The following is a 25,114-nucleotide window of genomic DNA, read 5'->3' as shown; positions in this document are numbered from 1 at the left end:
CGTGAGCCTGCTGGCCTCGGTGGAGCTGGACCGCATCACCAAGACCTACCCGGGGGTGGTCGCCAATGCTGACGTGAGCCTGCGCGTCGCCCCTGGCTCCGTCCACGCGATCGTCGGTGAGAACGGGGCCGGTAAGTCCACCCTGATGAAGATCCTCTACGGCGCCACCCTCCCCGACCACGGCACCATGCGCGTCGACGGCAAAGCGGTCTCCTTCACCTCGCCCCTCGACGCCATCACGGCCGGTATCGGGATGGTCTTCCAGCACTTCAAGCTTGCGGAGAACCTCACCGTCCTGGACAACGTGATCCTGGGTGCTGAGCCGATGCGACGGAGTCGGTTCGGTTCGATAGACCGCGAGTCCGCGGCCTCGCGGATCGCAGAGATCTCGGAGCGGTACGGCCTCGAGCTCGACCCACACGCCCGGGTGCGAGATCTGGGCGTCGGCGTCCGTCAGCGGGTCGAGCTGGTCAAGGTGCTCTATCGCGGGGCTCGCATCCTCATCCTCGACGAGCCGACCGCGCTGCTCACCGTGCAGGAGTCCTCGGAACTGCTGGCGAAGCTGCGTGACATGTGCCGGGACGGTCTCACTGTGCTGTTCATCTCCCACCACCTCGACGAGGTGGTGGGGATCAGCGACCACATCACCGTCATGCGCCACGGTCGGGTCGTCGCCGACGTGGCGTCGGGTGAGACCAACACCAAGGAGCTCGCCATGCTGATGGTCGGCTCAGAGCCGATCGAGCTGCCACGGCGTCCCATCGCGGGCTCGTGCGAGCCGGTACTCGAACTACGTGGTGTCAGTGGCGCGAGCGAGACCGGCGGCAGACTCAACGGGCTGGACCTCGTGGTCGGCGCAGGAGAGATCGTCGGCGTCGCCGGCGTCGAGGGGAACGGCCAGGACGAGCTCGTCGAGGCGGTCCTCGGCGTGCTCACGCCGCAGACCGGCCAGGTCCTGCTGGACGGACGCGACCTGGCCGGTGTCTCCACCGCCCAGCGACGGGGCAGCGGGATCGGCTGCATCCCCCAGGACCGGCAGCGGGAGGGCATCCTGATGGGGCACCCCCTGTGGATGTCTCAGCTTCTCGGTCACCTGCACGACCGCCGACTCGTTCGCGGTCGCTGGCTCCGAGTGAGCCGGGTCCGCGCCGCCGCCGCACAGGTGGTCGTCGACTCCGACGTACGTGTCCCCTCGGTCGAGATCCTGGCTTCGGCCCTCTCCGGTGGCAACCAGCAGAAGTTCATCGTCGGACGCGAGCTCGCAGGCAGGCCGAGGCTGCTGATCGCCGCTCAGCCCACCCGGGGAGTCGACATCGGGGCCCAGCGCCAGATCTGGTCGCGGCTCATCGAGGCGGCGACGAAAGGCACCGGCATCCTTCTCATCAGCACCGATCTTGAGGAGCTGACCAGCCTCTCCGACCGCATCGCCGTGCTCGCCCGAGGTCGGGTCACCGCCGTCTATGACGCCGACACCGTGAGCCGTGCCGCCATCGGCGAGTCGATGACGGCCGGGACCGCATGAGCGCCGACCCGCACGTCACGCCTCGCGGGACGCTGGAGGCGGCGGCGCTGCGCATCGTCTCCCCACCCCGCCTGGCCTCGCTCGCCCTGCATGCTCTGGCCGTCGGGATCTCCTTGGCTCTCGCAGTGGGCGTGCTAGGCCTCATCCTGGCTGCCTACGGGACCTCGCCGATCGCGGTCATCGACGTGGTCGGCACCTACGCAGTCACACCCCAGGGGTGGGTGGCGATCGTCAACAAGGCGACCACCTACTACCTCGCGGGGTTGGCGGCCGCCATCGGGTTCAGGATGTTCCTGTTCAACATCGGCATCGACGGCCAGTACCGACTCGGCGTCTTCGCCGCCGCAGTCGTCGGCGGAGCGGTCGAGCTGCCGTTCCTCCTTCACGTAGGGCTGATGATCGTGGTGGCCTCCGCAGTGGCGGCGGCCTACGCGATGGTGGCCGCCTACCTCAAGGCGGAGCGCGGTGTCTCCGAGGTGATCAGCACGATCATGCTCAACGCGATCGCGACGGGGATCATCGCCTATCTCTTGGCGCCCTCGCGCTTCGGCGTGCACCAGGAGGGCAGCAACAACGTCCAGACGGCACTCATCTCCGACTCCGGCTGGGTCCCCTCGATCACCGTCCCCGGCGCGGGCGACGTCTACGGCTTCACGGTCGTCGCGGTCCTCGTCGGGGTGCTCTTCTGGCTGGTGACCGAGCGCTCCCGCTTCGGCTTCGAGGTGAGGGCGGTCGGCAGCAGTCCCCGGGCCGCGCTGCTGGGCGGCAGCGACCCACGCCGGATGGTGATCCTGACGATGCTTGCCTCGGGCATGCTCGCCGGCCTGGCGGGGCTCCCGGAGCTGCTGGGTGCCACTCACCGCTACGGGATCTCATTCCCCGCCGGCCTGGCCTGGGTCGGGCTCTCGGTCGCCATCATCGGGCGTAACCACCCCGTGGGGGTTGCCGGCGGCGCGCTGCTGTGGGCCTTCCTCGAGCGCTGCGCCCTGCCGCTGGACCTCATCGGTGTCCCCAAGGAGGTGGTCTCTATCGTGCAGGCCGTCGTCGTCCTGTCCGTGGTGACGGCCTACGAGCTCGTGCACCGTGTCTCGGCTCGCCGCGAGCGCCGCCGAGCCGCGAGCGTCGCGCTAGGCAGCGCCCGACCGGACGCCGACGAACTGCCAGTCGCGGTGTCCGACCCGGAGCAGGTGACGAGTAGATGAGCCTCCTGACGCTCCTCCGGGCGGACCGCCGCGCACCCGACGGTGGGGAACCCCGCCCTCGTCGGCCGCGGTGGGTCCTGGTGGTCCTCGCCGTCGCAGCACTCAGCGCGGTCGCCACCTTTGCCGACGCCCCTGACCTCACCTCCGCGGGGATCGCCGCAGCCACGCTGCGCTTCGCCGTCCCCATCCTGCTCGCGGGACTGGGGGGCCTCTGGGCAGAACGATCGGGGACTCTCAACATCGGCCTCGACGGCATGATGATCATGGGCTGCTGGACCGGCGCCTGGGTGGGTCTCTCGCACGGACCGTGGGCTGCCCTCGTCGCAGGGGTGGTTGGGGGCACCCTCTGCGGCCTCCTACAAGCGGTCGTCACCCTGGGCTGGGGCGTCGACCAGGCGATCTCCGGGATCGTCATCAACATGGGCGCCATCGGCGTGGTCCGTTTCCTCTCCTCGGTCACGTTCGCCCGGCAGCCCGGAGGGAGCATCAGCCAGAGCCCCACGCTCGAGCAGCTGCCACTGGTCTCCTTGCCGGGTGCAGAGCTGCTCCTCGGTCCGGTCGCCCGGAGCGACGTCCCTGTGGTCGCGGACGCCGCACGCCTGCTCACCGGCCTACTGACCGGGGTCTCGGCCGGAACCGTCCTGGCCCTGCTACTGGTACCCGCGAGCTGGTGGATCCTGTCGCGGACCCGGTTCGGGCTCCGGGTCACCGCCTGCGGTGAGAACCCGTCCGCCGCGGACTCCCTCGGAGTCTCGCCCTACCGCATCCGCTGTGCCGCCCAGGCCATCTCCGGTGGACTCGCCGGCCTGGGGGGCGCCTACCTGGTGGTCGCCGCGTCCTCGCTCTACCGCGAGGGCCAGGTGGGAGGCCGCGGCTTCATCGGTCTCGCCACGGTTGTCTTCGGCAACTGGACCCCCGGTGGAGTGCTCACCGGCAGCCTTCTGTTCGGCTTCACCGATGCTCTCAGCACCCGCCAGGCGGGGTCGGTGACCGCCCTGCTGCTGCTCGGCGCCGGGGCCCTGATCGGCCGTGCACTGTTCCTCTACCGCCAGGGCCGTCTCACCACCGCCACCTGGAACGTCGCCTTCGGCGTCCCGGTCCTCGTCTGGTTCCTGGTCGGCCCGGAGGTGCCCCGTGAGCTGCTCGGGGTCGCCCCATACCTCACCACCCTGGTCGTGCTCGTCGCGGCCCGCCAGACCCTGCGGCCGCCCGCCGCCGTAGGTGCCACCTATCGAAGATCCGAGGAGTAGTCGATGCCCAGCACCACCTCTCTGAACCCCTCGCCAGGCCCGACCGGGGCGACCGGCCCCCTACGACGCAGCGCCGCATGGGACGCGGCGGTCCTCCGCAGCGCCGCCCTCGCGAGTCCCCGGTGCCAGGACGTCGAGGTGGACCGCGACCAGCTCAGCGCGGTCGCCGACTGGATGTGCTTCGAGTTGTTCGCGCCCCTGGACGGGAACGCGGAAGGGCCGGACCCGGAGCGTCCCGAGCTCGCGACCCTCGAGGAGCAGATCGACTTCACGATGGTCACCGTGGCGATCAACTTCGCCTACACCGACTTCGAGACGAAGATCCCGTGGTCGATCGAGCACGAGGGGCGCGAGCTCGTGGATGCCGACGCGATGTTCCGCCGGTTCCTGCAGGCCCATGCCGCGGGCGTTCCCGTGCTCTCGGGCGAGTGGCTCGCCGAACTCACCGAGGAGAGGCTGGCCGCAGTGCTCCACGGCCCGCGGCCGATTCCGCTGCTGACCGAGCGTGTCGAGGTGCTCAGGGGCCTGGGCCGCACGCTGGTGGAGTCCTACGGTGGCAGCTTCAGCGCCTTCGTCCGCGATTGCCCCCCACGGGTGTACGCCGACGGTCACGGGCTGCTTGAGCGCCTGGTCCGGGAGTTCCCCCATTTCGACGACAGCGGCACCGTCCACGGGCTCACGGTGCGCTTCGACAAGCTGGCCCAGCTTGCGGTGTGGACCTTGCAGCGGCTCGGTCTGGTGCAGCTGGAGGACCTGGACTCCCTGGCTATCTTCGCCGACTACATCGTTCCCGCGGCCCTGCGGGCGATGCGAGTGCTGCGCTACTCCCCAGCGCTCGCGGAGGCCGTGGACAACGGAGTGGTCGTGGCCGCCGGTTCCGACTGGGAGCACGAGATCCGGGTACAGAGCATCTACGCCTGCGGGCTCCTCACCGACGAGTTGAACGTCAGACGCACCGATGCCCTGGTGAACCCGCAGCTCGACTACCGTCTCTGGTCGGGGTTCCACGACCTCATCCGACCGCACCACCTGACCGTCACGACGAGGTACTGAGATGCGGTCACCCAGGGTCTCGGTCGCGCCACCCCGGCGCGAGGCGGGTAGGCAGTCCCTGATCCTCGACGTGGACACCGGCATCGACGACATGCTGGCTCTTCTCTACGCAGCAGGGCACCCGGACGTCGATCTGGTGGCGGTGACCACGGTGGCCGGCAACGTCGGCGTGGACGACGTGGTGTGCAACACGCTGGGGGTGCTTGAACTGGCGGGCGCCGGGCACGTCGAAGTGGCGGCGGGAGCGGCGGGCCCCATCGCGCGCACCCTGTGCACCACCCCGGAGACCCACGGCCCGCACGGCCTGGGCCACGCGGTGGTGGATCCGGTCGGCACGGTGTCGGGCCGTTCGGCGGTCAATCTCCTCCTCGAGGAGGCACGGGCCCGGCCCGGCGAGATCACTCTGGTCACGATGGGGCCGCTGACCAACCTCGCCGCCGCCGTCCTGGCCGAACCGAACCTGCCGCTGCTGCTCAAGGACGTCTGGGTGATGGGGGGCACCTTCACGGGCGCCGGCAACGTCGCGCCCCGGGTGGAATGGAACATCCACGTCGATCCTGAGGCGGCGCGCACCGTCTTCCACCAGTGGTCCACAGCGACCGAGCGCGGCGCGACACCCATCACGGTGATGGGGCTGGATGTCACCGAGACCTCGCAGTTCCACGCCAGGGACCTGGTCGCGGTCGCTGAGGCGGCGGGAATCGGCACGATCGGGGGGACCGACAAGGAGGTGATGGCCGCCCCGCTGGGCAACCCGGTGCTGGACCTGGTGCGCGACGCCCTCCGCTTCTACTTCGAGTTCCACGAGGAGTACGACGGGTTCTACGGCGCCCACGTGCACGACCCGTTCGTCGTGGGCGCGGCACTGGACCCGACCCTGGTGGAGGTCCGATCCACTGTCGTCGACGTCGACCTCGGGGGTGGCCATACCGACGGGGAGACGGTCGCGGACTGGCGTGGACACGTCGACAAGCCGGTCAACGCGTTCGTCGCGCTGAGCGGCGACGGCCCGAAGTTCATCGCGCGGCTGCGGACCGTCCTCGCCGAGCTGGCCTGCCGGGTGACGGCGTGAGCCCGAGGGCGCCGGCCAGTCGCCGTACGGGATGGGTCTTCCACGAGACCTATCTGTGGCACGACACCGGCACGGGGGCGGGGCCGTTTCCGGCCGGCGGGTGGATCGAGCCGATGGAGCACATCGAGGGTCCGTCCGCCAAGCGCCGTTTCGCCAACCTGGTGGCGGCTTGCGGCCTGGACCGCGAGCTCGTGCCGATCACCCCGGTGCCCGCCACACCCGAGCAGGTCGAAGCAGTCCACACGGCCGACTACCGGGCCTCCGTGCAGGCCCAGGCGGCCACCGGCCGGGGCGACGCCGGTGACGGCTCGAGTCCCTTCGGCCGGGAGTCCTACGCGATCGCGATGCTCGCCGCCGGCGGGGTGGTTCGCGCGGTCGACGCGGTGCTCGACGGGGAGGTCGAGAACGCCTACGCGCTCGTCCGACCTCCGGGGCACCACGCGTCGGCGGAGACCGGCTGGGGCTTCTGCCTCTTCAACAACGTAGCCGTGGCTGCCAGGCACGCGCAGCGGCGTGGCGCCGCTCGTGTGGCGATCCTCGACTGGGACGTGCACCACGGGAACGGGACCGAGTCGATCTTCGCCGCCGACGACACCGTGCTGACCATCTCCTTGCACCAGGACGGCGCCTACCCGCCGGGGTCCGGGCCGGTCGAGGTCGTCGGCACCGGCGCCGGGGTGGGCGCCAATCTCAACGTGCCGTTGCCGCCAGGGTCCGGGACGGGTGCCTACGCCGCCGCGATGGAACGGGTGGTGCGTCCGGCACTGGCCCGCTTCCGGCCTGACCTGATCCTGATCGCCAGTGGCCTCGACGGGAACGGGATGGACCCGCTGGCCCGCCAGATGCTGCACTCCGACGGCTTCCGGATGCTCGCCCGGCACGCCCGCGAGGCGGCCGAGGAACTCTGCGACAGCCGACTCGTGCTGGCCCACGAGGGCGGCTACTCCCCGTTCGTGGTCCCGTTCTGCGGGCTGGCCATCCTGGAGGAGCTCAGCGGCGCCCGGACGGGGGTGCTCGACCCGTTCCTCGCCGCGATCCAGGGCTACGGCCAAGAGTTGCTGCCGCACCAGGAGGCCGCCGTGGACCGGGCCGCCGCGAACGTGCCGAGGGTGCCGCGCCCATGATGACCCCGGTTCGCTCCCGGCCGACGCGCGCCGCCGTGCTCCGCGTCACCGGCGAGCCGCTGCGGCTCGAGGAGCTGGAGATCGACGCTCCGCGCGCGGGCGAGGTGCTGGTGCGGATCGCGGGGACGGGGCTGTGCCACACCGACCTGCTGCCACGAGCCTGGACGCCCTCGTCGCTGCCTCTGGTCACGGGTCACGAAGGCGCCGGCGTGGTCGAATCCGTCGGTCCCGACGTCCACGATGTCCGCGTGGGGGACCACGTGGTGATGTCGTACGCCTGGTGCACCGACTGCGTGCCGTGCCGGACCGGTCGACCGTCGTACTGCGCCGACTTCTCCCTTCTCAACTTCTCCCCACTCCGTCCGGACGGATCCGCCACGTTGCGGGACCGCGCCGGCTCGCCCGTGGGGTCCGAGTGGTTCGGCCAGTCCAGCCTGGCCGAGCACGCAGTGGTGGCGGCGAGGAGCGTGGTCGTGGTCGACCGCGATCTTCCGCTCGAACTGCTCGGCCCGTTCGGCTGCAGCCTGCCGACCGGCGCACTGGCGGCGCTGGGTCACCTGCGCGCCGGTCCGGGTCGGCGGATCGGGATCTTCGGTGCAGGTGCGGTGGGACTGGCCGCCGTGATGGCCGCCCGAGCGGCCGGCGCGGACCGGGTGGTCGTCGTCGAACCGGATCCCGTCCGCCGGGCGCTGGCCCTCGAGCTGGGCGCCACCGAGGCGCACCACCCCGATCATCTCGATGACGAGGCCGACGGGCTGCGGGGGCAGCTGGACGGGGTGCTCGAGACCTCCGGTGCCAGTCCGGCGCTGGGCAGCGCCCTCGCGTCGCTGGCACCGCTCGGCGACTTGGCCTTGGTCGGCGGGGCCGGGACCGACCTGCCCTGGCGCGCGGAGGCACTGGTGGGGCGGAGCGTCACCTATCTCTCGCAGGGCGGGGCCGTGCCCCGGCTCGCCGTGCCGATGCTGCTGGGGATGTGGGAGCGGGGACTGCTGCCCTACGAGCGGCTCGTGACCACCTACCCCCTAACCGCAGCGGCCGAGGCGGAGGCGGACCTCGCCTCGGGACGCGTCGTGAAGCCGGTCGTGCTGCCGGGGGCACCTCTAGGATCGGTCCGGACGCCGGTGACGAGGAGCGTGGACGCGTGAGCAAGGCGAAGCCTCCATCGGTCGAGGACGTCGAGGCGCGGTTGACCGACCGGCTCAGCCGGGGGGTGTACGCCGTGGGCAGCCGGTTGCCCTCGTGCCGCGCCCTTGCCGGTGAGCTTGAGTCCAACCCCTCGACCGTGGACCGTGCTGTGCGGCGACTGGCGGAGCGAGGTGTCCTGCGCACGGTCCCGAGACGAGGAACGTTCGTGAGAACGACCGACGTGCCGCGCGTCTTCGGGACCGTGGAGCTGACTGGCGAGCTCTCCTCGCTCGTCGAGCGAGCGGTCCTGTCCGGGATCACCGTCACCGAGATCCGCAGGGCTCTCGAGGAGGTCGTCACCTCCGAGGTGCTCACTCCCAGGGTGGTGCTCCTCGAGTGCAACGACCGCGACCTGGCCACCATGTCCGAGCGGGTGGCGGCGATCAGCGGCCTCGAGGTGATACCCAGACTGATCGGTGACCCCGGCGAGGGTCCGCTGGACGCGGACGCCGACGTGGTGGTCGTCCCCTACTTCCACCTGGCCGAGGTGTCCGGGCGGCTGGAACGCCCGGAACGTCTGGTGCCGGTCAACGTGCGCGCGGCTCCGCGGGTGCTGCGGCGGCTCGCCACCCTCGATCCCGCGGGTCGCGTGTTCGCCGTCGCCCCCACCGAGCGGGGGGTGCAGCGGATGTGCGCCCTGGTCAGCCAGTACTACAGCGGCGATATCAGCGGCTTCCTGGCCGGCAGTCACGATCCGTCCGTCCTTGAGGACGCCACGGCGGTGGTGGTCAACAACGCGGCCGTGCTCGCCCTGCCGGCGAACGTAGAGGTGGTCGGCGTCGAGTGGGAGATCGAGGACAACTTCGGCAGTCAGCTGCTCGCCCAGGTCAAGGGCCTGCCGCCGCTCGTCGGGGAGCACACGTGACCCGACCACGCGTGCTCGTTGTCGGCAGCTTCAGCTGCGACACCATGGTGCGGGTTGAGCACCTCCCACGCGAGGGCGAGACCTCGCGCGCCCGCACCTTGGCACGGCTGCCCGGAGGCAAGGGCAACAACCAGGCGGTCGCGATGGCCCGACTGGGCGCCCGGGTGAGCATGGTCGGAGCCGTGGGCGACGACGACGAGGGCAGGATGATCCTGGCCGCTCTGCAGGAGGAAGACGTCGATGTCCGGCACGTCCGAGTGACCGACGGGTCGACCGGGATCGCCCTGGTGATGGTCGACGACGCAGCCGACAACACGATCATCATCCACGGAGGCGCCAATGACACGGTGACGTGCGAGCAGGTGGACGAGGCGCTCGCCGAGGCCCGGGCGACAGGGGTGAGGTACGACGCGGTGGTGCTCCAGCACGAACTGGACCTCGACGTCGTGGCGCACACCATCTCCCGGGCCGTCGAGGTGTCCGACCTGCTCGTGCTCAACGCAGCCCCTGCTGCACGCGTCGCCCAGGAGACCCTTGCCCTGGTGGACGTGCTGGTCGTCAACGAGCACGAGGCCCGCGTCGTCGCCGGAGAAGACGACCCCAAGGGCTCGCCGTGGGATCCGGTCACGGCGGTCGCGCGACTCCGCGAGCGGGTCGGCGGGCTGGCAGTCATCACCCTGGGCTCCGCGGGTGGGGTGCTGGCCGGCGAGCAGGAGTCCACCTGGTCGGTGCCGCCCGGTGTCGAGGCGGTGGACACCACGGGTGCTGGTGATGCCTTCGTCGGCGCACTGGTCGACGGCTTGATCCGCGGGATGGCGGCAGGCGACGCGGCGCAGAGGGCCGCCGCGGCAGCCGCGCTCGCGGTGCAGGCCCACGGCGCGCAGTCCGCTCTCCCTCGGGCCGACGCCCTGGACTGCTAGACCGCGCGGCGGCACCGCCGCCGCCCCGCCGGTGCAGATGCGCAGTTGCGGCGGTCACGCGACCCTTGGGTTCATATGCGCAGTTACGCCGGGCGGGTACGGCGGCCCGGCGCCGGCTACTTCGGCGGCAGCGACGCGGCGTAGGCCAGCCCGACCTCGACCCACCGGGTGAGGTCCTGGTCGTCGGCGGTGGCCGACGGGGCCACGTGCAGCCAGTCGTGGAGCGGGCGCCCGCGCATCTCGAAGCGGACCACGCTGCGGACCCGATCCGCGAGGTGCACGTCGTACGCCATGGGACCAGGATGCCCGCACCGCGGGCCCCACAGCCAGCTTGAGCAGCGTCCTGCAGTTACCACGCCCGGGGCCGGCACCGAGATCATCTCGTTACGGCCAATCCCGGGACGTGGCAGCCAGTCCCGGTTAGCGTGATCCCGCGGCCTCTCGGTGAGCCGCGGGGTGCCTGATGGTGCGGAAGGAAGTCGTCGTGCTGACCCTCTTAGCGACCCTCACGGCGCTCGCCACGATGGTCCTGGCCGGCATGGCGGCGTACGTCGCGTGGCGGCGGGAGTCGCGCATGGGCTGGGCCCTGGCGGTCCTGCTGGTCTCCGTCGCCTGGTGGAGCCTGGCCTACACCGTGGAGCTCTCGGTCGACGAGATCGCGGTGAAGAGCCGCTGGGGCGACCTGAAGTACCTGGGCATCACCACCCTGGCGCCGGCCTGGCTGGTCTTCGTGCTCCAGTACACCGGTCGCTCCCGCCTGGTGACCCGGCGCCTGCTGGCGTTCCTGGCGGTGGAGCCGGTGCTCGTGATGGCGATCCTGGCGATCCCGGCCACCCACGACCTGATGCGCTACTACCCCGAGGCGAGCGCCGGGGACGAGCTGCCGATCGTCGCGTCCGGACCGGCGTTCTGGGTCATCCTCGTCTACAACAACGCCCTCCTGGTGGGCTCGACCGCGCTCTTCGTGATCAGCATGGTGCGGCTGGCCCGCACCTACCGTCGGATGGCGCTGGGACTGCTGGCCGGCGCGCTGCTGCCCTGGGCGGCGAACCTGCTGCACAACTTCCAGGTCGGCTGGTTCGCCCGGATGGACCTGACGCCCTTCGCGTTCGCCGTCACCGGCGCGGTGCTGGTGTGGGGGCTGTTCCACGAGCGGCTGGTCGACCTGACGCCGCTGGCGCGCAGCGCCGTGCTCGACTCGATGTCCGACGCGGTGTTCGTCCTCGACCCGTTCGGCCGGATCGTCGACGTGAACCCGGCCGCCGTCGAGCTGGGCGCCGCCGGCCGGGCCGCCCTGCTCGGTCGACGTCTGGACGACGTCCTGCCCGCAGCAGCGGTGACGGAGCCGACGGAGGTGACCCTGCCCGGCCTCGGTGCCCGACCCGGCGACGAGGCCGAGCGGCTCCACAGTCGGACCTTCGACGTCTCGCACCGCGAGCTCACCGACAGCTCGGGTCGTACGGCGGGCGGGCTGGTGGTGCTGCGGGAGATCACCGACCGGGTCCGCGACCAGGAGCGGCTGCGGAAGGTGCTGGCCGAGAAGTCCCGGATCGCCGCCTCGCTCCAGGCCAGCATGATTCCCCGGGCACTGCCCGAGATCGGCGGCGCCGAGCTTGCCAGCAGGTACGAGCCGGCCGGGAACGGCAGCGAGGTGGGCGGCGACTTCCTCGACGTCTTCGACCTGGACCCGCACACCTGGGCCTTCGTGCTCGGCGACGTGAGCGGGAAGGGCGCCGAGGCGGCCACCGTGAGCACGGCCGCGCGCTACACGCTGCGCGCGCTGGCACGCGCGGACCACAGCCCGGCCCAGACCCTGCGCGGGGTCAACACCAAGCTGCTCACCCAGACCGACACCGAACGGCACTGCACCCTGGTCTACGGCTATCTGAGGCCCAGCAGTCGCGGGACCCTGGTCACCCTCGCCCTCGCGGGCCACCACCCGCCCCTGCTGCTGCGGACCACCGGGGAGGTGGAGGAGGCTGGCGAGGCGGGGACCGCGCTGGCGATGTTCGAGGAGCCCGAGCTGCACGACACCACCCACGACCTCGCCCCGGGCGAGGTGTTGTGCGTCTTCACCGACGGACTGGTGGAGGCCCGCCGCGACGGCGACATGTTCGGCACCGAGCGCGTCGCCGAGCTGCTGAGGAAGTACGGCGACCTGCCGATCGACGAGCTGGCGGGGGTGGTGATCGACGCCGTCCGGGGCTTCCACGGCGACCACCTCGCCGACGACCTCGCCCTGCTGCTGGTCAGGAGCACCGGCACCGGGTGCTGAGCGGCACCCCAGGCTCAACGGTCCGGGAGCAGGTCCTGGACCCGGCCGCCCCGGACGCCCAGGACCCGGTCGGCCACCGCGCTCGCCTCCTCGAGGTCCTCGGTGGCGTAGAGGGCGGTGACCCGCAGCGCCCGCTGAGCCGCGACCAGGCGATCGCGCAGGTCCGTGCGCACCCCTGGCTCGAGGTTGGCCAGCGGCTCGTCCATCAGCAGCACCCCGGGACGACGGACCAGGGAGCGTGCCATCGCCACTCGCATCCGCTCACTGGCCGACAGCGAGGAGACCGGGCGCTTCACCAGCGACCCCAGGTCCAGCAGGGTGATGACCTCGTCCAGGTTCGCCTCGATGTCCCGGCGCGAGCGGCTCCCGGGCAGGGTCTTGGTGATGTTGTCCCGCACGCTGAGGTTCGGGTACGTCGCGTAGTTCTGGTAGAGCAGCACGACCTCGACCTGCTCGCCGTCACCCCCCTCGCCGTCACCCCCGGAGCCCAGCAGCACCCGCCCCTGGTCGGGCACCTCGAGTCCCGCGGCCAGGCGCAGCAGGGTGGTCTTGCCCGCCCCCGGCGGCCCGACGAGGGCCACCGCCTCCCCGTCGGCGATCTCCAGGTCGACCCCGGCGACCGCCGGCTCGTCGGCCCCGGAAAAGTGCCGGGTCACGTCTTGGAAGCAGATCCGGGCCATCTCTCGTCCCCCCTCGGTCGGGCTCGCACGGCACAACCGACCAGGGTGATCATGCGACAGCAGCAGGGCGGGACGGCTCGGATCCAGTGATGAATACCCAAAATTGGATCGTTACAAGCCGGACACGTGCGCGAAAACAAGGCGTGGTCCAGGCCGCCTACCGTGATGCCGGTGGGCGATCCGACGCCCACCTTGTCCGGGGGGACGGCACATGCACCACGACGACATCCTGCAGCTCGACCGACATGTTCCGAGCACGCGGCGGGCGGCCTCGGACCAGCACCACTCGCCACTCCTGATCGTCCTCACCCTGCTCGCCACCCTGGGAGTGCTGCTCTACGCGTCCTTCCTGCTCAACCCGAACAACCGGGGCGACCTGGTGCCGTGGCTGGTCGTGGTGCTGGCCGAGGGGGTGCTCGTGGTGCACACCCTGCTGGCGATGTGGACGGTGCTCTCGGGCACCAAGGACCCACGGACCTACGCCTACTGGGCGGCGAGGGACTCCCTGCTCGTGCGTCGCGGGCAGGAGCCGGCCTCCCGGTGGGAGCTGTCCCTCCGGGGTCGCCGGCCCGGCGTGGAGGTCTTCGTGACGGTGTACGGCGAACCGGTGGAGACCGTCCGGCGTACCGCCACCGCGGCGCTGGCCATCCACGGCGAGCACCGCACCTGGATCCTGGACGACGGTCGCTCGGACGAGATCCGGGACCTGGCCGAGGAGCTCGGCTGCCTCTACCTGCGCCGGCTGAGCAACACCGGCGCCAAGGCGGGCAACATCAACCACGCGCTGTCGATCGCCAAGGGCGACTTCTTCTGCATCTTCGACGCCGACTTCGTGCCGCACCCGGAGTTCATCGAGCACACGCTGCCGTTCTTCACCGACGACACCGTGGCCTTCGTCCAGACCCCGCAGACCTACGGCAACCTGTCCAACCTCATCTCCCGCGGCGCGGGCTACATGCAGACCATGTTCTACCGCTTCGTCCAGCCGGGACGGAACCACTTCAACGCCGCCTTCTGCGTCGGCACCAACGTGATGTTCCGCCGCAGCGCCGTGCACGAGATCGGCGGCATCTGCGTCGACTCCAAGTCCGAGGACGTCTGGACCTCGCTGCGGCTGCACGAGCGGGGCTGGCGCAGCATCTACCTCGCCAAGTCCCTGGCCGTCGGCGACGCCCCGGAGACCGTCGAGGCCTACACCAAGCAGCAGCTGCGCTGGGCCACCGGCGGCTTCGAGATCTGGTTCCGGGCCAATCCCTTCTCGCCGCGGCGCCGGCTGACGCCGGACCAGCGGATCATGTACGGGATCACCTCGACCCACTACCTGACCGGCATCGTCCCCGGGGCGCTGCTCTTCGTCCCGCCGATGGAGATCTTCTTCGACCTGCGCCCGGTCAACCTGACGGTCGGGGTGGGTCAGTGGCTGCTGATGTACGCCGGGTTCTACCTGCTGCAGGTGGCGCTGGCCTTCTTCAGCGTGGGCAGCTTCCGCTGGGAGGTCCTGATGCTGGCCGCGGTCTCCTACCCGATCTACCTCAAGGCCCTGGTGAACGCCCTGGTCGGGCGGGAGCAGCAGTGGCACGTCACCGGCAGCACCACCCGCACCGCGTCGCCGTTCAACTTCATGGTGCCGCAGGTGCTGACCTTCGTCTTCCTGGCCCTGACCGGAGCCGTCGGGGTCTGGCAGAACCTGGTGACCGGTCGGTTCACCCTCGGCACGGCGTGGTGCGTGACCAACGCCCTGGTGCTGGGCGCCTTCATCGTCGTCGCGTTGGGCGAGTCGCGCCGCAACCGCCGAGCCGTGCGCTCCGCCCGCCGTTCGCCCCCTCCCACCCGGACGGTGGACCCGCCGGTGCCGGTCGCGGTGCCGAGGCCGCGGCACCGGCCCGACCGGGTCGCCCGGCAGGTGCTGGACGGAGGCCGGGCATGACGTGGCGCAACCGGCTCCGGCTCTGGTGCGGACTGCTGCTGGTGGTGGGCGTGGTCGCCGCGCTCACCCTGGTGGTCAACCAGCGCTCACGGCAGGCGTTCAGCAGCAACGCCCAGGTCGGGGCGGAGCTGTCCACGATCGGCTCGGAGTACGGCGGGGTCGTGGTGGAGCAGTACGCCGAGAAGGGTGACGAGGTCGAGCTGGGCCAGGAGCTGTTCACGATCTCGTCGTTGAGCCTCAAGCGCGACCTCTCCAACGGCCTCCAGTCCATCTCCACGCGGGCCTACGAGGTCGACGCCAGGCATGGCCGCGTGACCTTCCTGGCCCCGATGGCCGGCACCCTGACCGACCTCAGGGCGGAGCGGGGCACCTTCCTGGCCGCGGGCGAGATGGCCACGATCACCGATGGCGGCACGCAGTACGTCACCGCGCAGTTCCGGCTCACGCCCGAGCAGTACGGGCGGATCCGCATCGGGGGCGAGGCGCAGGTCGAGCTGCCCTCGCGCAGCCGGATGCCGGGGACGGTCTCCGACGTCTCGGTGCAGACCTCCGAGGGGGTCGCGGTGACCACGGTCGAGCTCGCCGTGCCGCGCCTGGAGTCCGAGAGCCTGGCCTCGCTGAACCAGCCGGGGAGCCCGGTCTCGGTCACGCTGACGCTCGCCGACTCCGGCATCCTCGCGGGCCCCACGGACAGCCTCGTGCAGTTCCTCCACCGGGTGGGCGTGCGGTGACCGTCCGGGGCGTGCTCGGCGCCGCGCTGGCACTCGGGCTGCTCTGCCCGGTCAGCGCCTGCCGGGACGCCGGCCCGGGGACGTCACCGGCGGACGCGGAGGCGAGGGGCTCGATCGACTCGGCCACCGACCCGCCCCTCGACGCGCCCTGGGCGCTCCCCGCCCCGACCGTCGTCCCGCTCGCCGAGGCGCTGCCCCGGCGCACCGTGGCCCCGATGCCGCCGCACCGGCTCGCCGACGGTCTCACCCCGCCCACCAACCGCTGGTTCTCCGGCCTGGTCTTCGGCGACGAGCCGCAGCCGGTGTTCCCCCTCCCCCTGGCCTTCACCCTCGGCCCCCGCGGCTTCGGGTTCGGGCTGCCGCAGGTGGTCACCTCGGCCGCCGCGGTGGTGGGCAGCCACCAGGAGGACCTCAGCGTGCGGATCGAGGGGGTCGCCGACCAGGTGGTCACGGCGTACGACGACGCCTCCGTCACGGTCAGCGGGCGGGACCAGGACGAGCAGGAGACCGGCCGCACGGTGGTCGCCGAGGGGTCACCCTTCGTCAGCCACGTCGCGGTGCGCGCCGAGCGGCTGACCACCTCGGTGAGCTGGTCCGGTGACCACGACGGGTGGACCGCGGTGACGCCCACCGGCACCTGGGGCCTGGCCGTCCGCAGCGGCCGGGTGGCGGGCCGCGCCATCGATCTCGAGGAGGGCGGGAGCGCCACCTTCTTCCCCGTCCCGCGGGGGCAGGACGCAGCCACGCTCGCTCGGTTCGCCGCTCCGCTCACCGCAACAGCGACGACGTACTCCGTGGGACAGGATGAGGTGACGACCTCGCTGTCGTACAGCGGCACCGACGCCGGCACCGATACCGCGTTCGTCGTCCTGCCCTCCCAGGCCGCGGGACTGTCCGAGGAGGTGACCTGCGACCTGGGGACCTTCCCCAGCGTGTACGGCCAGCTGGCGCTGTGCCGGGGGCCGGCGCTGACCTGGTCGGTGCCGCGACGGCCGGCCACCGCCGGACTGGACCTGTCGCGGCTGGACGCGGCCGAGCGCGCCGAGCTGGCCGAGCAGGTCGCCGCCGACGTCGCCGCGTCGGAGCCCGCTCCCGAGGACACCTACTTCGGCGGGAAGTGGCTCTACCGGCAGGCCCAGCTGCTGGACATCGCCTCGCAGGTCGGCGCGGCCGACGCGGAGGAGGCGGCACGGCGGGCCCTCACCACGACCCTGCAGCGGTGGGCGGAGCCGGCGGGCTGCGAGGAGCGCACCACGCAGTGCTTCGTCCACGACCCCGCCTGGCGCGGCGTGGTCGGTCTGGCGCCCGCCTTCGGCTCCGAGGAGTTCAACGACCACCACTTCCACTACGGCTACTTCCTCTACGCCGCCGGTGTGCTCGCCGCCCACGACCCGTCCGTGGTGGCCCGGCTGCGTCCGGTGATGGACCTGCTGGCGGCCGACATCGCCGGCGGCGAGGACACCGGGCTGACGCCGCGACTGCGGGTCTTCGACGTCTACGCAGGCCATTCCTGGGCCTCCGGCACGGCCCCCTTCGCCGACGGCAACAACCAGGAGTCGAGCTCGGAGGCGGTCACCGCGTGGGCCGGGCTCGCGCTGTGGGCGGACGCCACGGGCGACGACGCCCTCGCCACGCAGGCGGCCTGGCTGCTGTCGTCCGAGGCGGCGAGCGCCCGGGCGTACTGGACGCAGCCCGACCTTCCGACCGGCTTCGAGCACCAGGTCTTCGGGATCAGCTGGGGCGGCAAGCGCGACTACGCGACCTGGTTCTCCCCCGAGCCGTCGGCGATCCTGGGCATCCAGCTCATCCCGATGAGCCCGTCGTCGGGCTACCTCGCCGGCGACCCGGCCCGCATCCGGGCGGCCGTGGCGGAGGTGGACGGCTTCGAAGGACCGCTGTCGGACTACGTCCTGATGTACTCCGCACTCGCCGGCGACGCCGAGGCCGACGCTGCGCTCTCCGCCGCCCGAGTGCGTCCCGACCAGGCGATCGACGACGCGGTCAGCCGCACCTATCTGATCGCGTTCGCGATGTCCCGACGCTGACCGGGCCTCGGCCCCGCACGTCCCGCACGTCCCGTCCGAGACGCGGAACGCAGCGAACCCCGCGGACCTCGGGGTCCACGGGGTTCGCGGGGTTCGTCCTTGCGGCGGGGCTCCTGGTCGGCCCCTCGCCGCACCGCTCAGGAGTCGGCCTTCTTGCCGGACAGCTCGTGCTGGTGCTTGTGCAGCACCTTGTGGTCGGTGTCCAGCTCCACCTCCCAGACGGCACCCTTGGAGTCGCGGACCTCGACCTCGTAGGCCTCCGCGCCGGGGCCGTCCTCGCGCTCGACGGAGAGCACCGTGCCACCGTCGACCGCGGCCAGGGCCGCCTTCTCGGCCGCCTTGCGCTCGGAGTCGCTCAGCGCCCGGTCGTCGTCCCGGCTGTCGTCCCGGCTGTCGTCCCGGCTGTCGTCGCCGCGACCGAAGTCGTCGCCGCGCGGACCGTGGCCGTCGTCGTCGTGGGGCCCGGCGCCGGGTCCGGTGCTCTCGTCGCCGTCGGGCCGGTCACTGTCGGGCCGGTCACCGTCGGGGCCGTAGCCGTCCTCGGGGCCGTGGCCGGGGAACTGCCCGTCCCGACCGTCGGCGTCGTCCATGTCGTCACGCTCGACGTCGACGACCTTGAGGTCGTCGTCCAGGGCCACGGTGACCTCGGTGCCGTCCTCCAGCTCGACCTCGACCTCGTAGGCCTCGCCCGGGTCGTCGCTGGTCTCCACGTCGACCGCCGTGCCACCAACCGCCTGGACGGCGGCCTCCGCGACGCGGTCGCGCTCGGAGCCGTCCACGTCGTCGTTGGACGTGGCCGCCCAGGCGGTTCCTCCGATGACGGCGGCGGCGAGCACCCCGACGGCGGGGATGATGACGCGCTTGGTGCGAAGCTTCTCGGTGTTCATGCTGTCTCCCTTCTCGTGCTCGTCCGGGGCTCCGGACCAGGTATGGATCCAGCATGCGACGAGGTCGCTGAAGCCAACCTGAAGGCACCTGAAGGGGCGTTCAGGTTGGGTCGGCCCTAGGGGGCAGCCGGCAGCCGGACCACGAACCGGGCGCCGCCCAGCGGCGAGGAGTCCACCCGGACGCTGCCACCCAGCGCGGTGACGATCTCCCGGACGATCGCCAGGCCCAGGCCGCTGCCGCCCGCGTCCCGGGTGCGGGCCTCGTCCAGGCGCACGAACCGCTCGAAGACCCGTTCCCGGTCGGCCTCGGGGATCCCGGGCCCGTCGTCCTCGACGCTCAGCTCGACCGCGCCGGCGCTCTCGCGGACGGAGACCGCGAGGGTCTTCTCGGCGTGCCGGGCGGCGTTCTCGACCAGGTTGCGCACCACCTGGCCGAGCGAGGTCCGGTCGCCCAGCACCCGACCGGCGCCGACGCCGGTGGTGTCGACGTCCAGCCCGGCACGGCGTACCCGGCGGGCCTCGGTCAGGGCCAGGTCGTCGAGATCGACCTCCTGGTGCGTCCGCACCACGGCCCCCTCGTCCGCGCGGGAGAGCAGCAGCAGCTGCTCCACCAGCCGCTGCATGCGCAGCGAGTCCTCCAGCACCGCCTCGGCGAGCTCGCCCTCGGGCAGGGCCCCCGGGTGGGTCTGCGCCACCTCGGCGGTCTGCCGGATGCTGGCCAACGGCGAGCGCAGCTCGTGGGAGGCGTCGGCGACGAACTGCTGCTGTCGGTGCCGGGAGCTCTCCAACCGGCCGAGCATCGAGTTCATGGTCTGGGCCAGGCGATGGATCTCGTCGCGCGAGGCGGGCACGGGGACCCGACGGTCCAGCCGGTCGCCGGTGATCTGCTCCACCTCCCGGCGGATGCGCTCCACCGGCGCCAGCGCCCGGGTCGCCACCACCCAGGTGGTGCCCCCGACCAGGAGCAGCAGCAGCGGCAGCCCGACCAGCAGCGGCCCCACCAGCGCCTCCGCGGACTCCTCCACCCCCTCCAACGAGGCGGCCACCGCGACCGCGTACTCCCGCCCCTCCGTGCGCGCCACGCCCGCCACCACCAGGTACGGCGGGCCCGCTCCGGGCAGGTGCACCTCGTCGGTGTCCTCGGTGGGCAGCGAGCCCTCCAGCGGTTCCGAGGACCTGACCACCGAGCCCGAGGCATCGATCACCTGCCACACCAGCTCGTCCGGCTCCTCGGGATCGTCGAGGTCGTCGTCCAGCTCGCCGTCGGGACCGTCATCGCCGGGACCACCGGGATCACCGGGGCCGCCCGGTCCGCCGCGCCCGCGCCCGTCGCCGGCACCGGGAGCCGGTAGCCCCGAGGTCTCGATCTGGTCGATCAGGGAGGAGACCCGCTGCTCGGCTGTGGTCTCCACGCCGTCGCGCAGCGAGTCCTTCACCAGTGCCAGCAGCACGAACGTGCCCACGAGCAGCGCGAGGGCGACCACCACCACCGCGGCGGCCGTGGTGCGCAGCCGCACCGAGGCGCGCAGCGACCGGGCGCCGGCAGCCCGGTCAGCCACCGTTGCTCGCCAACCGGTAGCCCGCGCCCCGGACCGTCTGGATGCCCTCGCGCCCGAACGGACGGTCGAGCTTGTTGCGCAGGTGCCGGACGTAGACCTCGACGATGTTGGGGTCGCCCTCGAAGTCGAGGTCCCACACCGCGTCGAGGATCTGTCGCTTGGAGACCACGTCGCCGGCGTGCCGCCCCAGGAAGGCCAGGAGCGAGAACTCGCGCGCGGTCAGCTCGATCTCCTTCTCCCCCCGCCACACGCGCCGGGCGGCAGGGTCGATCGTGATGTCCCCGACCTCCAGCTGGGTGGGGCGCTCCCGGGCGCCGCGGCGCGCCACCGCGCGCAGCCGGGCCACCAGGACGGGGAAGGAGAAGGGCTTGGTCAGGTAGTCGTCGGCGCCGGTGTCCAGCCCTTCGACCTGGTCCCACTCGCCGTCCTTGGCGGTGAGCATCAGGATCGGGGTCCAGTCCTGCTCCGCGCGCAGGGTCTCGCAGACCTTGTAGCCGTTGATCCCCGGCAGCATCAGGTCGAGCACGATCGCGTCGTAGTCGTTCTCCCGCGCCAGCCACAGCCCGTCGGTGCCGTCGTGCGCGACGTCCACGGCGAAGCCCTCGGCCTCGAGGCCCACCTTCAGGGAACGGGCGAGCCGTCTCTCGTCGTCGACGACCAGCACGCGCATCGCAGCCTCCCGGGGTTCAGGACCAGTCTCGCCCATCCCACCGCACGACACCTGAACCCAGCCTGAACCCGGCGGTGGGCCTCGCGGCTCAGTCGCCCTCGCGGCGCTCGTGCAGCCGCTGCTGGGCCTCGGCACGGTAGGCCAGGCACGGCGCCTCGGTGCCGGGATGCTTCTCGTCGAGGTGGAAGATCCAGCGGTCCATCGCCGCCATGTAGCCGTTGTCCTCCCCGGGACGGTACGTCGACCAGCTGCGCTCACCCTTGCCGGTGCAGGTGGTGCAGGCGACCTTGTAGACGAACTGCCGCTCGTCGTCGAGGTCGATCCGCACCTTGGCCAGGGGGCCGGCCTCCACGGCGGCCTTCCGCTCGCGGGCGGATCGGCTGGCGACCATGTCGGGCTCCTCGTCGGTGTCGTCGTCGGTGTCGTCGTCGGCGGAGAGCACCGCCGGGAAGCAGCCTACGTGCGACGGTCGGCCTTGCCGGAATGGCAAAGATGTTTGTCGATCGACGGCGGGGTGCGCAGACTCGAGGACATGACTCGACAGACACCCTCAGCACCTGGTCAGGACTTCGACGTGGTCGTCGTCGGCGGCGGCGCGGCAGGACTCGCGGGGGCGGTGGCCCTGGGTCGCTCGCGCCGCTCCGTGCTCGTCCTCGACGCCGGGACTCCGCGCAACGCCACGGCCGGTCATGTGCACAACTACCTGGGCCGCGAGAGCACCCCGCCGGCCGAGCTCACCGCGATCGGTCGCGAGGAGGCCGCCCGGTACGGCGTCGAGGTGGCCGCCGCCCGAGTGAGCGACGTACGCCCCTGGGACGGCGCCGGGACCGGGTTCGTGGTGCGCCTCGACGACGGCCGCGAGACCACGGCTCGCCGACTGCTGGTGGCGTCCGGCTCCACCGACGTGCTGCCCGAGGTCCCCGGTCTCGCCGAGCGCTGGGGACGCGACGTGCTGCACTGCCCCTACTGCCACGGGTGGGAGGTCCAGGACCAGCCGATCGTGGTGCTGGCCACCAACGTGATGGCCGCGCACCAGGCCTCGCTCTTCCGCCAGCTCAGCGACGACGTCGTGGTCGTGCTGGCCGAGGGCGCGCCGCAGCCCGGTGACGACGAGGTGGAGCAGCTGGTCGCCCGCGGCATCCGGGTGCTCGACGACGCGCCGACCGAGGTGCTCGTCGTCGACGACGCCATCCGCGGCCTGCGCCTGGCCTCCGGCGCGGAGCTCGACTGCCGGGCCGTGGTGGTCTCGCCGCGGTTCGAGGCCAACGCCGCCTTCCTCGCCCCGCTGGGGTTGGCGCCCGAGCCGTTCCAGCTGGGCGAGCACGTGCTGGGGACCCGCGTCCCAACCGCCGACCCGCACGGCGCGACCACCGTGCCGGGGGTCTGGGTGGCCGGCAACGTGACCGACCCGATGGCCCAGGTGGTCGCGTCCGCGGCCGCCGGTCTGCGGGCGGGCGCGATGATCAACGCCGACCTGATCGGGGAGGAGACCCGGGAAGCCGTGGCCGCCCACCGCGCCAGCCTCTTCGAGCAGCCCGCCTGGGAGGAGCGGTACGCCGGGGAGTCGATCTGGAGCGGCCGGGTCAACCCGCAGCTGGAGACCGAGGCGGCCACCCTGGCGCCGGGCCGCGCGCTCGACATCGGGTGCGGCGAGGGTGCCGACGCGGTGTGGCTCGCCGGGCACGGCTGGTCGGTGACCGGGGTGGACTTCAGCACCACCGGGCTGGCCCGGGCCGCCGAGCACGCCAGCGCCGCCGGGGTCGCGGACCGGATCGAGTGGCGCCACCTCGACGTCCGCACCTTCGACCCGGGCCCGGAGCGCTGGGACCTGGTCACCTCGCAGTTCATGCACCTGCCCGACGGCGCCATGGTGGACCTGACTCGGCGCCTCGGCGGCGCGGTCGCGCCCGGCGGCACGCTGCTGGTGGTCGGTCACCACCCCGACGACCACGCCACGGGGCTGCGGCACGGTGGTCACGGCTTCCTGTTCACCCCCGAGGACCTGCTGCCCGCGCTCGACCCGGCCGAGTGGGAGGTCGAGGTCACCGACGTCCGGCCCCGCGCCGCGACGGGCCACGACGGCGAGCAGGTCACCGTGCGGGACTCGGTGCTGCGAGCCAGGCGCCGCTGAGGCGAACGTCTACCGGCGGCTGGCTACCGTGGACGGGTGACTCGAGCGGAGGCTTCCGCGAGGGCTCAGATCCCGGCAGAAGGGTACGTGGCGAGGATGGGACGCAGGACTGCTCGCAGGCGCATCGTGGTGGCGACCGCGGCGGGTGCCCGGACGCGCCGGGAGGAGCGCATCGCCGCGGAGGAGCCGCTGGAGATCCGGCTGGGGTCGACGCCGTTCACCACCACGATGCGCACGCCGGGGGACGACTTCGACCTGGTCGCCGGGTTCCTGGTCGCCGAGGGGATCGTGAGCCACCCCAACGACCTCACCTCGATGCGCTACTGCGCCGGCACCGACGAGGAGGGCAACCAGACGTTCAACGTCATCGAGGCAGGCCTGGGAGCCGGTGCCCGGCCGCCGGCCTCGGCCCGCAACGTGGTGACCAGCTCGGCCTGCGGGATCTGCGGGACCAGCTCCATCGACGAGGTGCGCAAGAAGTCGCCGTACGTGCTGGACCCGGACGCCGGGAGGATCGACCTCGGCGTGCTGCTGGGCCTGCCGGACACGATGCGGGCCAAGCAGGAGCTCTTCGGCAGCACCGGCGGGGTGCACGCGGCGGGGCTCTTCAGCCCCGACGGCGAGCTGCTGCTGGTGCGGGAGGACGTGGGGCGGCACAACGCGGTGGACAAGGTCGTCGGGGCCGCGCTGCGCGAGGGCGGGCTGCCGCTGAGCGACAGCGTGCTCCAGGTGTCGGGGCGGGCCTCGTTCGAGCTGGTGCAGAAGGCCGCCATGGCCGGCATCCCGGTGCTCACGGCCGTCAGCGCTCCCTCGTCCCTGGCCGTCGCGCTCGCCGAGGAGTGCGGCCTGACGCTGGCGGCGTTCTCCCGCGGGGCCAGCGTGAACCTCTACTCCCATCCCGACCGGGTCACGGGACCGCCGGCCGCGGACCGCTAGACCGAGGCCACCCGGGGCGCCACCTCGGTGCCGAGCAGCTCGATGCCGCGGAGCAGGTCCTCGTGGGCCAGCCGCGGGTTGGTCATCTGCAGCGAGAGCCGGTCCACCCCGCCCAGCTGCTCCGAGACGCGCCGGATCTTGGTCGCGACCGTCTCCGGGTCACCCATGAAGAAGGCCCCGTCCGGCCCGGAGGTGGCGTCGAACTGGCGCCGGCTGGGCTGGGCGAACCCGCGCTCCCGGGCGATCTTGGCGAACATCTCCTCCCAGCCGGGATAGATGGTGTCGGCGGCCGCCCGGGTGCTCTCGGCGACGAAGCCGAAGACGTGGATGCCAACCTGCAGCCGCTCCGGCGGGTGCCCCGCCTCGGCGCCCGCCCGCCGGTAGAGGTCGACCAGCGGCGCGAACTGGCGCGGCTCGCCACCGATGATCGCCACCATCAGCGGCAGGCCGAGCAGTCCCGCGCGGACGAAGGACTCCGGGGTGCCGCCCACCCCGACCCAGATGGGCAACGGGTCCTGCAGGGGGCGCGGGTAGACCGGCTGCCGCCGCAGCGCCGGGCGGTGCCGCCCGGACCAGGTCACCTCGGTCTCGTCCCGGATCTTGAGCAGCAGCTCCAGCTTCTCGGCGAACAGCGAGTCGTAGTCGGCCAGGTCCAGGCCGAACAGCGGGAACGCCTCGGTGAAGGAGCCCCGGCCGACCACCAGGTCGATGCGGCCCTTGGAGATCAGGTCGAGCGTGGCGAACTGCTGGAAGATCCGCACCGGGTCGGCGGCGCTGAGCACGGTCACCGCGCTGCCCAGCCGGATCCGCTCGGTGCGCGCGGCCGCGGCAGCCAGGATGACCGGCGGCGCGGAGTCGTAGTACTCGCTGCGGTGGTGCTCGCCGATGCCGAAGGAGTACAGCCCCACCCGGTCGGCGAGCGCGATCTCCTCCAGCAGGTGCTCCATCCGCTCCGCCGGGCCGACCACGTGGCCGGTCCTGGGGTCGGTGACGGTGGAGACGAAGCTGTCGACGCCCACGTGCATGAGGTTGCCTCTCGTTGGTGGCCCTCAGGACCCGACCCGCGGCGTGCCCCGGGTC

Annotated in this window: 22 protein-coding genes; 15 read left to right on the top strand and 7 right to left on the bottom strand. The window is 72.1% G+C overall.

Annotation, left to right across the window (positions count from 1 at the left end; translation table 11 throughout):
- The first annotated feature begins 1 nt into the window (after position 1).
- From C0R66_RS02470 to C0R66_RS02430, 9 genes are read left to right on the top strand one after another with little or no spacing between them, the layout of a single operon-like run.
- Entirely contained in the window at positions 2 to 1,522 is a 1,521-nt protein-coding gene (locus tag C0R66_RS02470; protein WP_101523364.1) for an ABC transporter ATP-binding protein, read from the top strand.
- The gene (locus C0R66_RS02465) at positions 1,519 to 2,724 is read left to right on the top strand and encodes an ABC transporter permease (protein WP_101523363.1); all 1,206 of its coding nucleotides are present in this window, start codon (positions 1,519 to 1,521) and stop codon (positions 2,722 to 2,724) included. Before C0R66_RS02470 ends, C0R66_RS02465 begins: the two co-directional genes overlap by 4 nt.
- Positions 2,721 to 3,974 (top strand): ABC transporter permease, encoded by a 1,254-nt coding sequence (locus C0R66_RS02460; protein WP_101523362.1) that lies wholly within the window; start codon positions 2,721 to 2,723, stop codon positions 3,972 to 3,974. The genes C0R66_RS02465 and C0R66_RS02460 overlap by 4 nt, the downstream gene beginning before the upstream one ends.
- Positions 3,975 to 3,977: 3 nt before the next feature.
- Positions 3,978 to 5,027, top strand: a complete 1,050-nt coding sequence (locus C0R66_RS02455; RefSeq protein WP_101523361.1) for a queuosine salvage family protein — start codon at positions 3,978 to 3,980, stop codon at positions 5,025 to 5,027.
- Position 5,028: 1 nt separating this feature from the next.
- Positions 5,029 to 6,099, top strand: coding sequence for a nucleoside hydrolase (locus C0R66_RS02450; RefSeq protein ID WP_101523360.1), 1,071 nt, complete (start codon positions 5,029 to 5,031; stop codon positions 6,097 to 6,099).
- The gene (locus tag C0R66_RS02445) at positions 6,096 to 7,223 is read left to right on the top strand and encodes a class II histone deacetylase (protein WP_199286776.1); all 1,128 of its coding nucleotides are present in this window, start codon (positions 6,096 to 6,098) and stop codon (positions 7,221 to 7,223) included. The genes C0R66_RS02450 and C0R66_RS02445 overlap by 4 nt, the downstream gene beginning before the upstream one ends.
- On the top strand, positions 7,220 to 8,368 hold the full coding sequence (locus C0R66_RS02440; RefSeq protein ID WP_199286775.1) for an alcohol dehydrogenase catalytic domain-containing protein: 1,149 nt from the start codon (positions 7,220 to 7,222) through the stop codon (positions 8,366 to 8,368). Before C0R66_RS02445 ends, C0R66_RS02440 begins: the two co-directional genes overlap by 4 nt.
- On the top strand, positions 8,365 to 9,273 hold the full coding sequence (locus tag C0R66_RS02435) for a GntR family transcriptional regulator (protein ID WP_158647849.1): 909 nt from the start codon (positions 8,365 to 8,367) through the stop codon (positions 9,271 to 9,273). The genes C0R66_RS02440 and C0R66_RS02435 overlap by 4 nt, the downstream gene beginning before the upstream one ends.
- Positions 9,270 to 10,193 carry a ribokinase gene (locus C0R66_RS02430; protein WP_101523356.1) on the top strand — a complete coding sequence of 308 codons (924 nt, stop codon included), beginning with the start codon at positions 9,270 to 9,272 and terminating at the stop codon, positions 10,191 to 10,193. Before C0R66_RS02435 ends, C0R66_RS02430 begins: the two co-directional genes overlap by 4 nt.
- 116 nt (positions 10,194 to 10,309) lie before the next feature.
- On the opposite strand, the gene C0R66_RS18870 is transcribed toward C0R66_RS02430, so the two are convergent.
- Positions 10,310 to 10,486, bottom strand: coding sequence for a hypothetical protein (locus C0R66_RS18870; RefSeq protein WP_199286774.1), 177 nt, complete (start codon positions 10,484 to 10,486; stop codon positions 10,310 to 10,312).
- 191 nt (positions 10,487 to 10,677) lie between these two features.
- Here C0R66_RS18870 and C0R66_RS02425 point away from each other — a divergent pair, with 191 nt between their 5' ends.
- On the top strand, positions 10,678 to 12,468 hold the full coding sequence (locus C0R66_RS02425; protein ID WP_158647848.1) for a histidine kinase N-terminal 7TM domain-containing protein: 1,791 nt from the start codon (positions 10,678 to 10,680) through the stop codon (positions 12,466 to 12,468).
- Positions 12,469 to 12,482: 14 nt separating this feature from the next.
- On the opposite strand, the gene C0R66_RS02420 is transcribed toward C0R66_RS02425, so the two are convergent.
- A complete protein-coding gene (locus C0R66_RS02420) occupies positions 12,483 to 13,124 on the bottom strand; it encodes an ATP-binding cassette domain-containing protein (RefSeq protein WP_158647847.1) in 642 nt (213 codons plus the stop codon).
- Between the two features lie 235 nt (positions 13,125 to 13,359).
- On the opposite strand from C0R66_RS02420, the gene C0R66_RS02415 reads away from it, so the two are divergent.
- Genes C0R66_RS02415 through C0R66_RS02405 form a run of 3 tightly spaced genes read left to right on the top strand, consistent with a single transcriptional unit; the run spans position 13,360 to position 17,851 of the window.
- Positions 13,360 to 15,075: a glycosyltransferase gene (locus tag C0R66_RS02415; protein ID WP_101523353.1), complete on the top strand. Its 1,716-nt coding sequence runs from the start codon at positions 13,360 to 13,362 to the stop codon at positions 15,073 to 15,075.
- A complete protein-coding gene (locus C0R66_RS02410; protein ID WP_101523352.1) occupies positions 15,072 to 15,806 on the top strand; it encodes an HlyD family secretion protein in 735 nt (244 codons plus the stop codon). Before C0R66_RS02415 ends, C0R66_RS02410 begins: the two co-directional genes overlap by 4 nt.
- The gene (locus tag C0R66_RS02405) at positions 15,803 to 17,851 is read left to right on the top strand and encodes a glycosyl hydrolase (protein ID WP_101523351.1); all 2,049 of its coding nucleotides are present in this window, start codon (positions 15,803 to 15,805) and stop codon (positions 17,849 to 17,851) included. Before C0R66_RS02410 ends, C0R66_RS02405 begins: the two co-directional genes overlap by 4 nt.
- 137 nt (positions 17,852 to 17,988) lie before the next feature.
- Here the strand turns inward: C0R66_RS02405 and C0R66_RS02400 are convergent, their stop codons facing one another.
- The 4 genes from C0R66_RS02400 to C0R66_RS02385 form a co-directional block, all read right to left on the bottom strand.
- The gene (locus C0R66_RS02400) at positions 17,989 to 18,738 is read right to left on the bottom strand and encodes a PepSY domain-containing protein (RefSeq protein WP_101523350.1); all 750 of its coding nucleotides are present in this window, start codon (positions 18,736 to 18,738) and stop codon (positions 17,989 to 17,991) included.
- Positions 18,739 to 18,854: 116 nt separating this feature from the next.
- The gene (locus C0R66_RS02395) at positions 18,855 to 20,297 is read right to left on the bottom strand and encodes a sensor histidine kinase (RefSeq protein WP_199286773.1); all 1,443 of its coding nucleotides are present in this window, start codon (positions 20,295 to 20,297) and stop codon (positions 18,855 to 18,857) included.
- A complete protein-coding gene (locus C0R66_RS02390; RefSeq protein ID WP_101523349.1) occupies positions 20,290 to 20,967 on the bottom strand; it encodes a response regulator transcription factor in 678 nt (225 codons plus the stop codon). The genes C0R66_RS02395 and C0R66_RS02390 overlap by 8 nt, the downstream gene beginning before the upstream one ends.
- An 88-nt stretch (positions 20,968 to 21,055) precedes the next feature.
- Positions 21,056 to 21,409, bottom strand: a complete 354-nt coding sequence (locus C0R66_RS02385; protein WP_241901543.1) for a hypothetical protein — start codon at positions 21,407 to 21,409, stop codon at positions 21,056 to 21,058.
- A 90-nt stretch (positions 21,410 to 21,499) separates the two neighbouring features.
- Here C0R66_RS02385 and C0R66_RS02380 point away from each other — a divergent pair, with 90 nt between their 5' ends.
- Positions 21,500 to 23,098 carry a bifunctional NAD(P)/FAD-dependent oxidoreductase/class I SAM-dependent methyltransferase gene (locus C0R66_RS02380; RefSeq protein WP_101525992.1) on the top strand — a complete coding sequence of 533 codons (1,599 nt, stop codon included), beginning with the start codon at positions 21,500 to 21,502 and terminating at the stop codon, positions 23,096 to 23,098.
- 96 nt (positions 23,099 to 23,194) lie between these two features.
- Positions 23,195 to 24,034, top strand: a complete 840-nt coding sequence (fdhD, locus tag C0R66_RS02375; protein ID WP_101523348.1) for a formate dehydrogenase accessory sulfurtransferase FdhD — start codon at positions 23,195 to 23,197, stop codon at positions 24,032 to 24,034.
- Here the strand turns inward: fdhD and C0R66_RS02370 are convergent.
- Positions 24,031 to 25,053, bottom strand: a complete 1,023-nt coding sequence (locus tag C0R66_RS02370; RefSeq protein WP_199286772.1) for an LLM class flavin-dependent oxidoreductase — start codon at positions 25,051 to 25,053, stop codon at positions 24,031 to 24,033. The genes fdhD and C0R66_RS02370 overlap by 4 nt on opposite strands.
- Between the last annotated feature and the right edge of the window lie 61 nt (positions 25,054 to 25,114).

The organism is Nocardioides houyundeii, assembly GCF_002865585.1.
Lineage (GTDB): Bacteria > Actinomycetota > Actinomycetes > Propionibacteriales > Nocardioidaceae > Nocardioides > Nocardioides houyundeii.
This window is presented reverse-complemented; position numbering and strand designations above follow the sequence as displayed.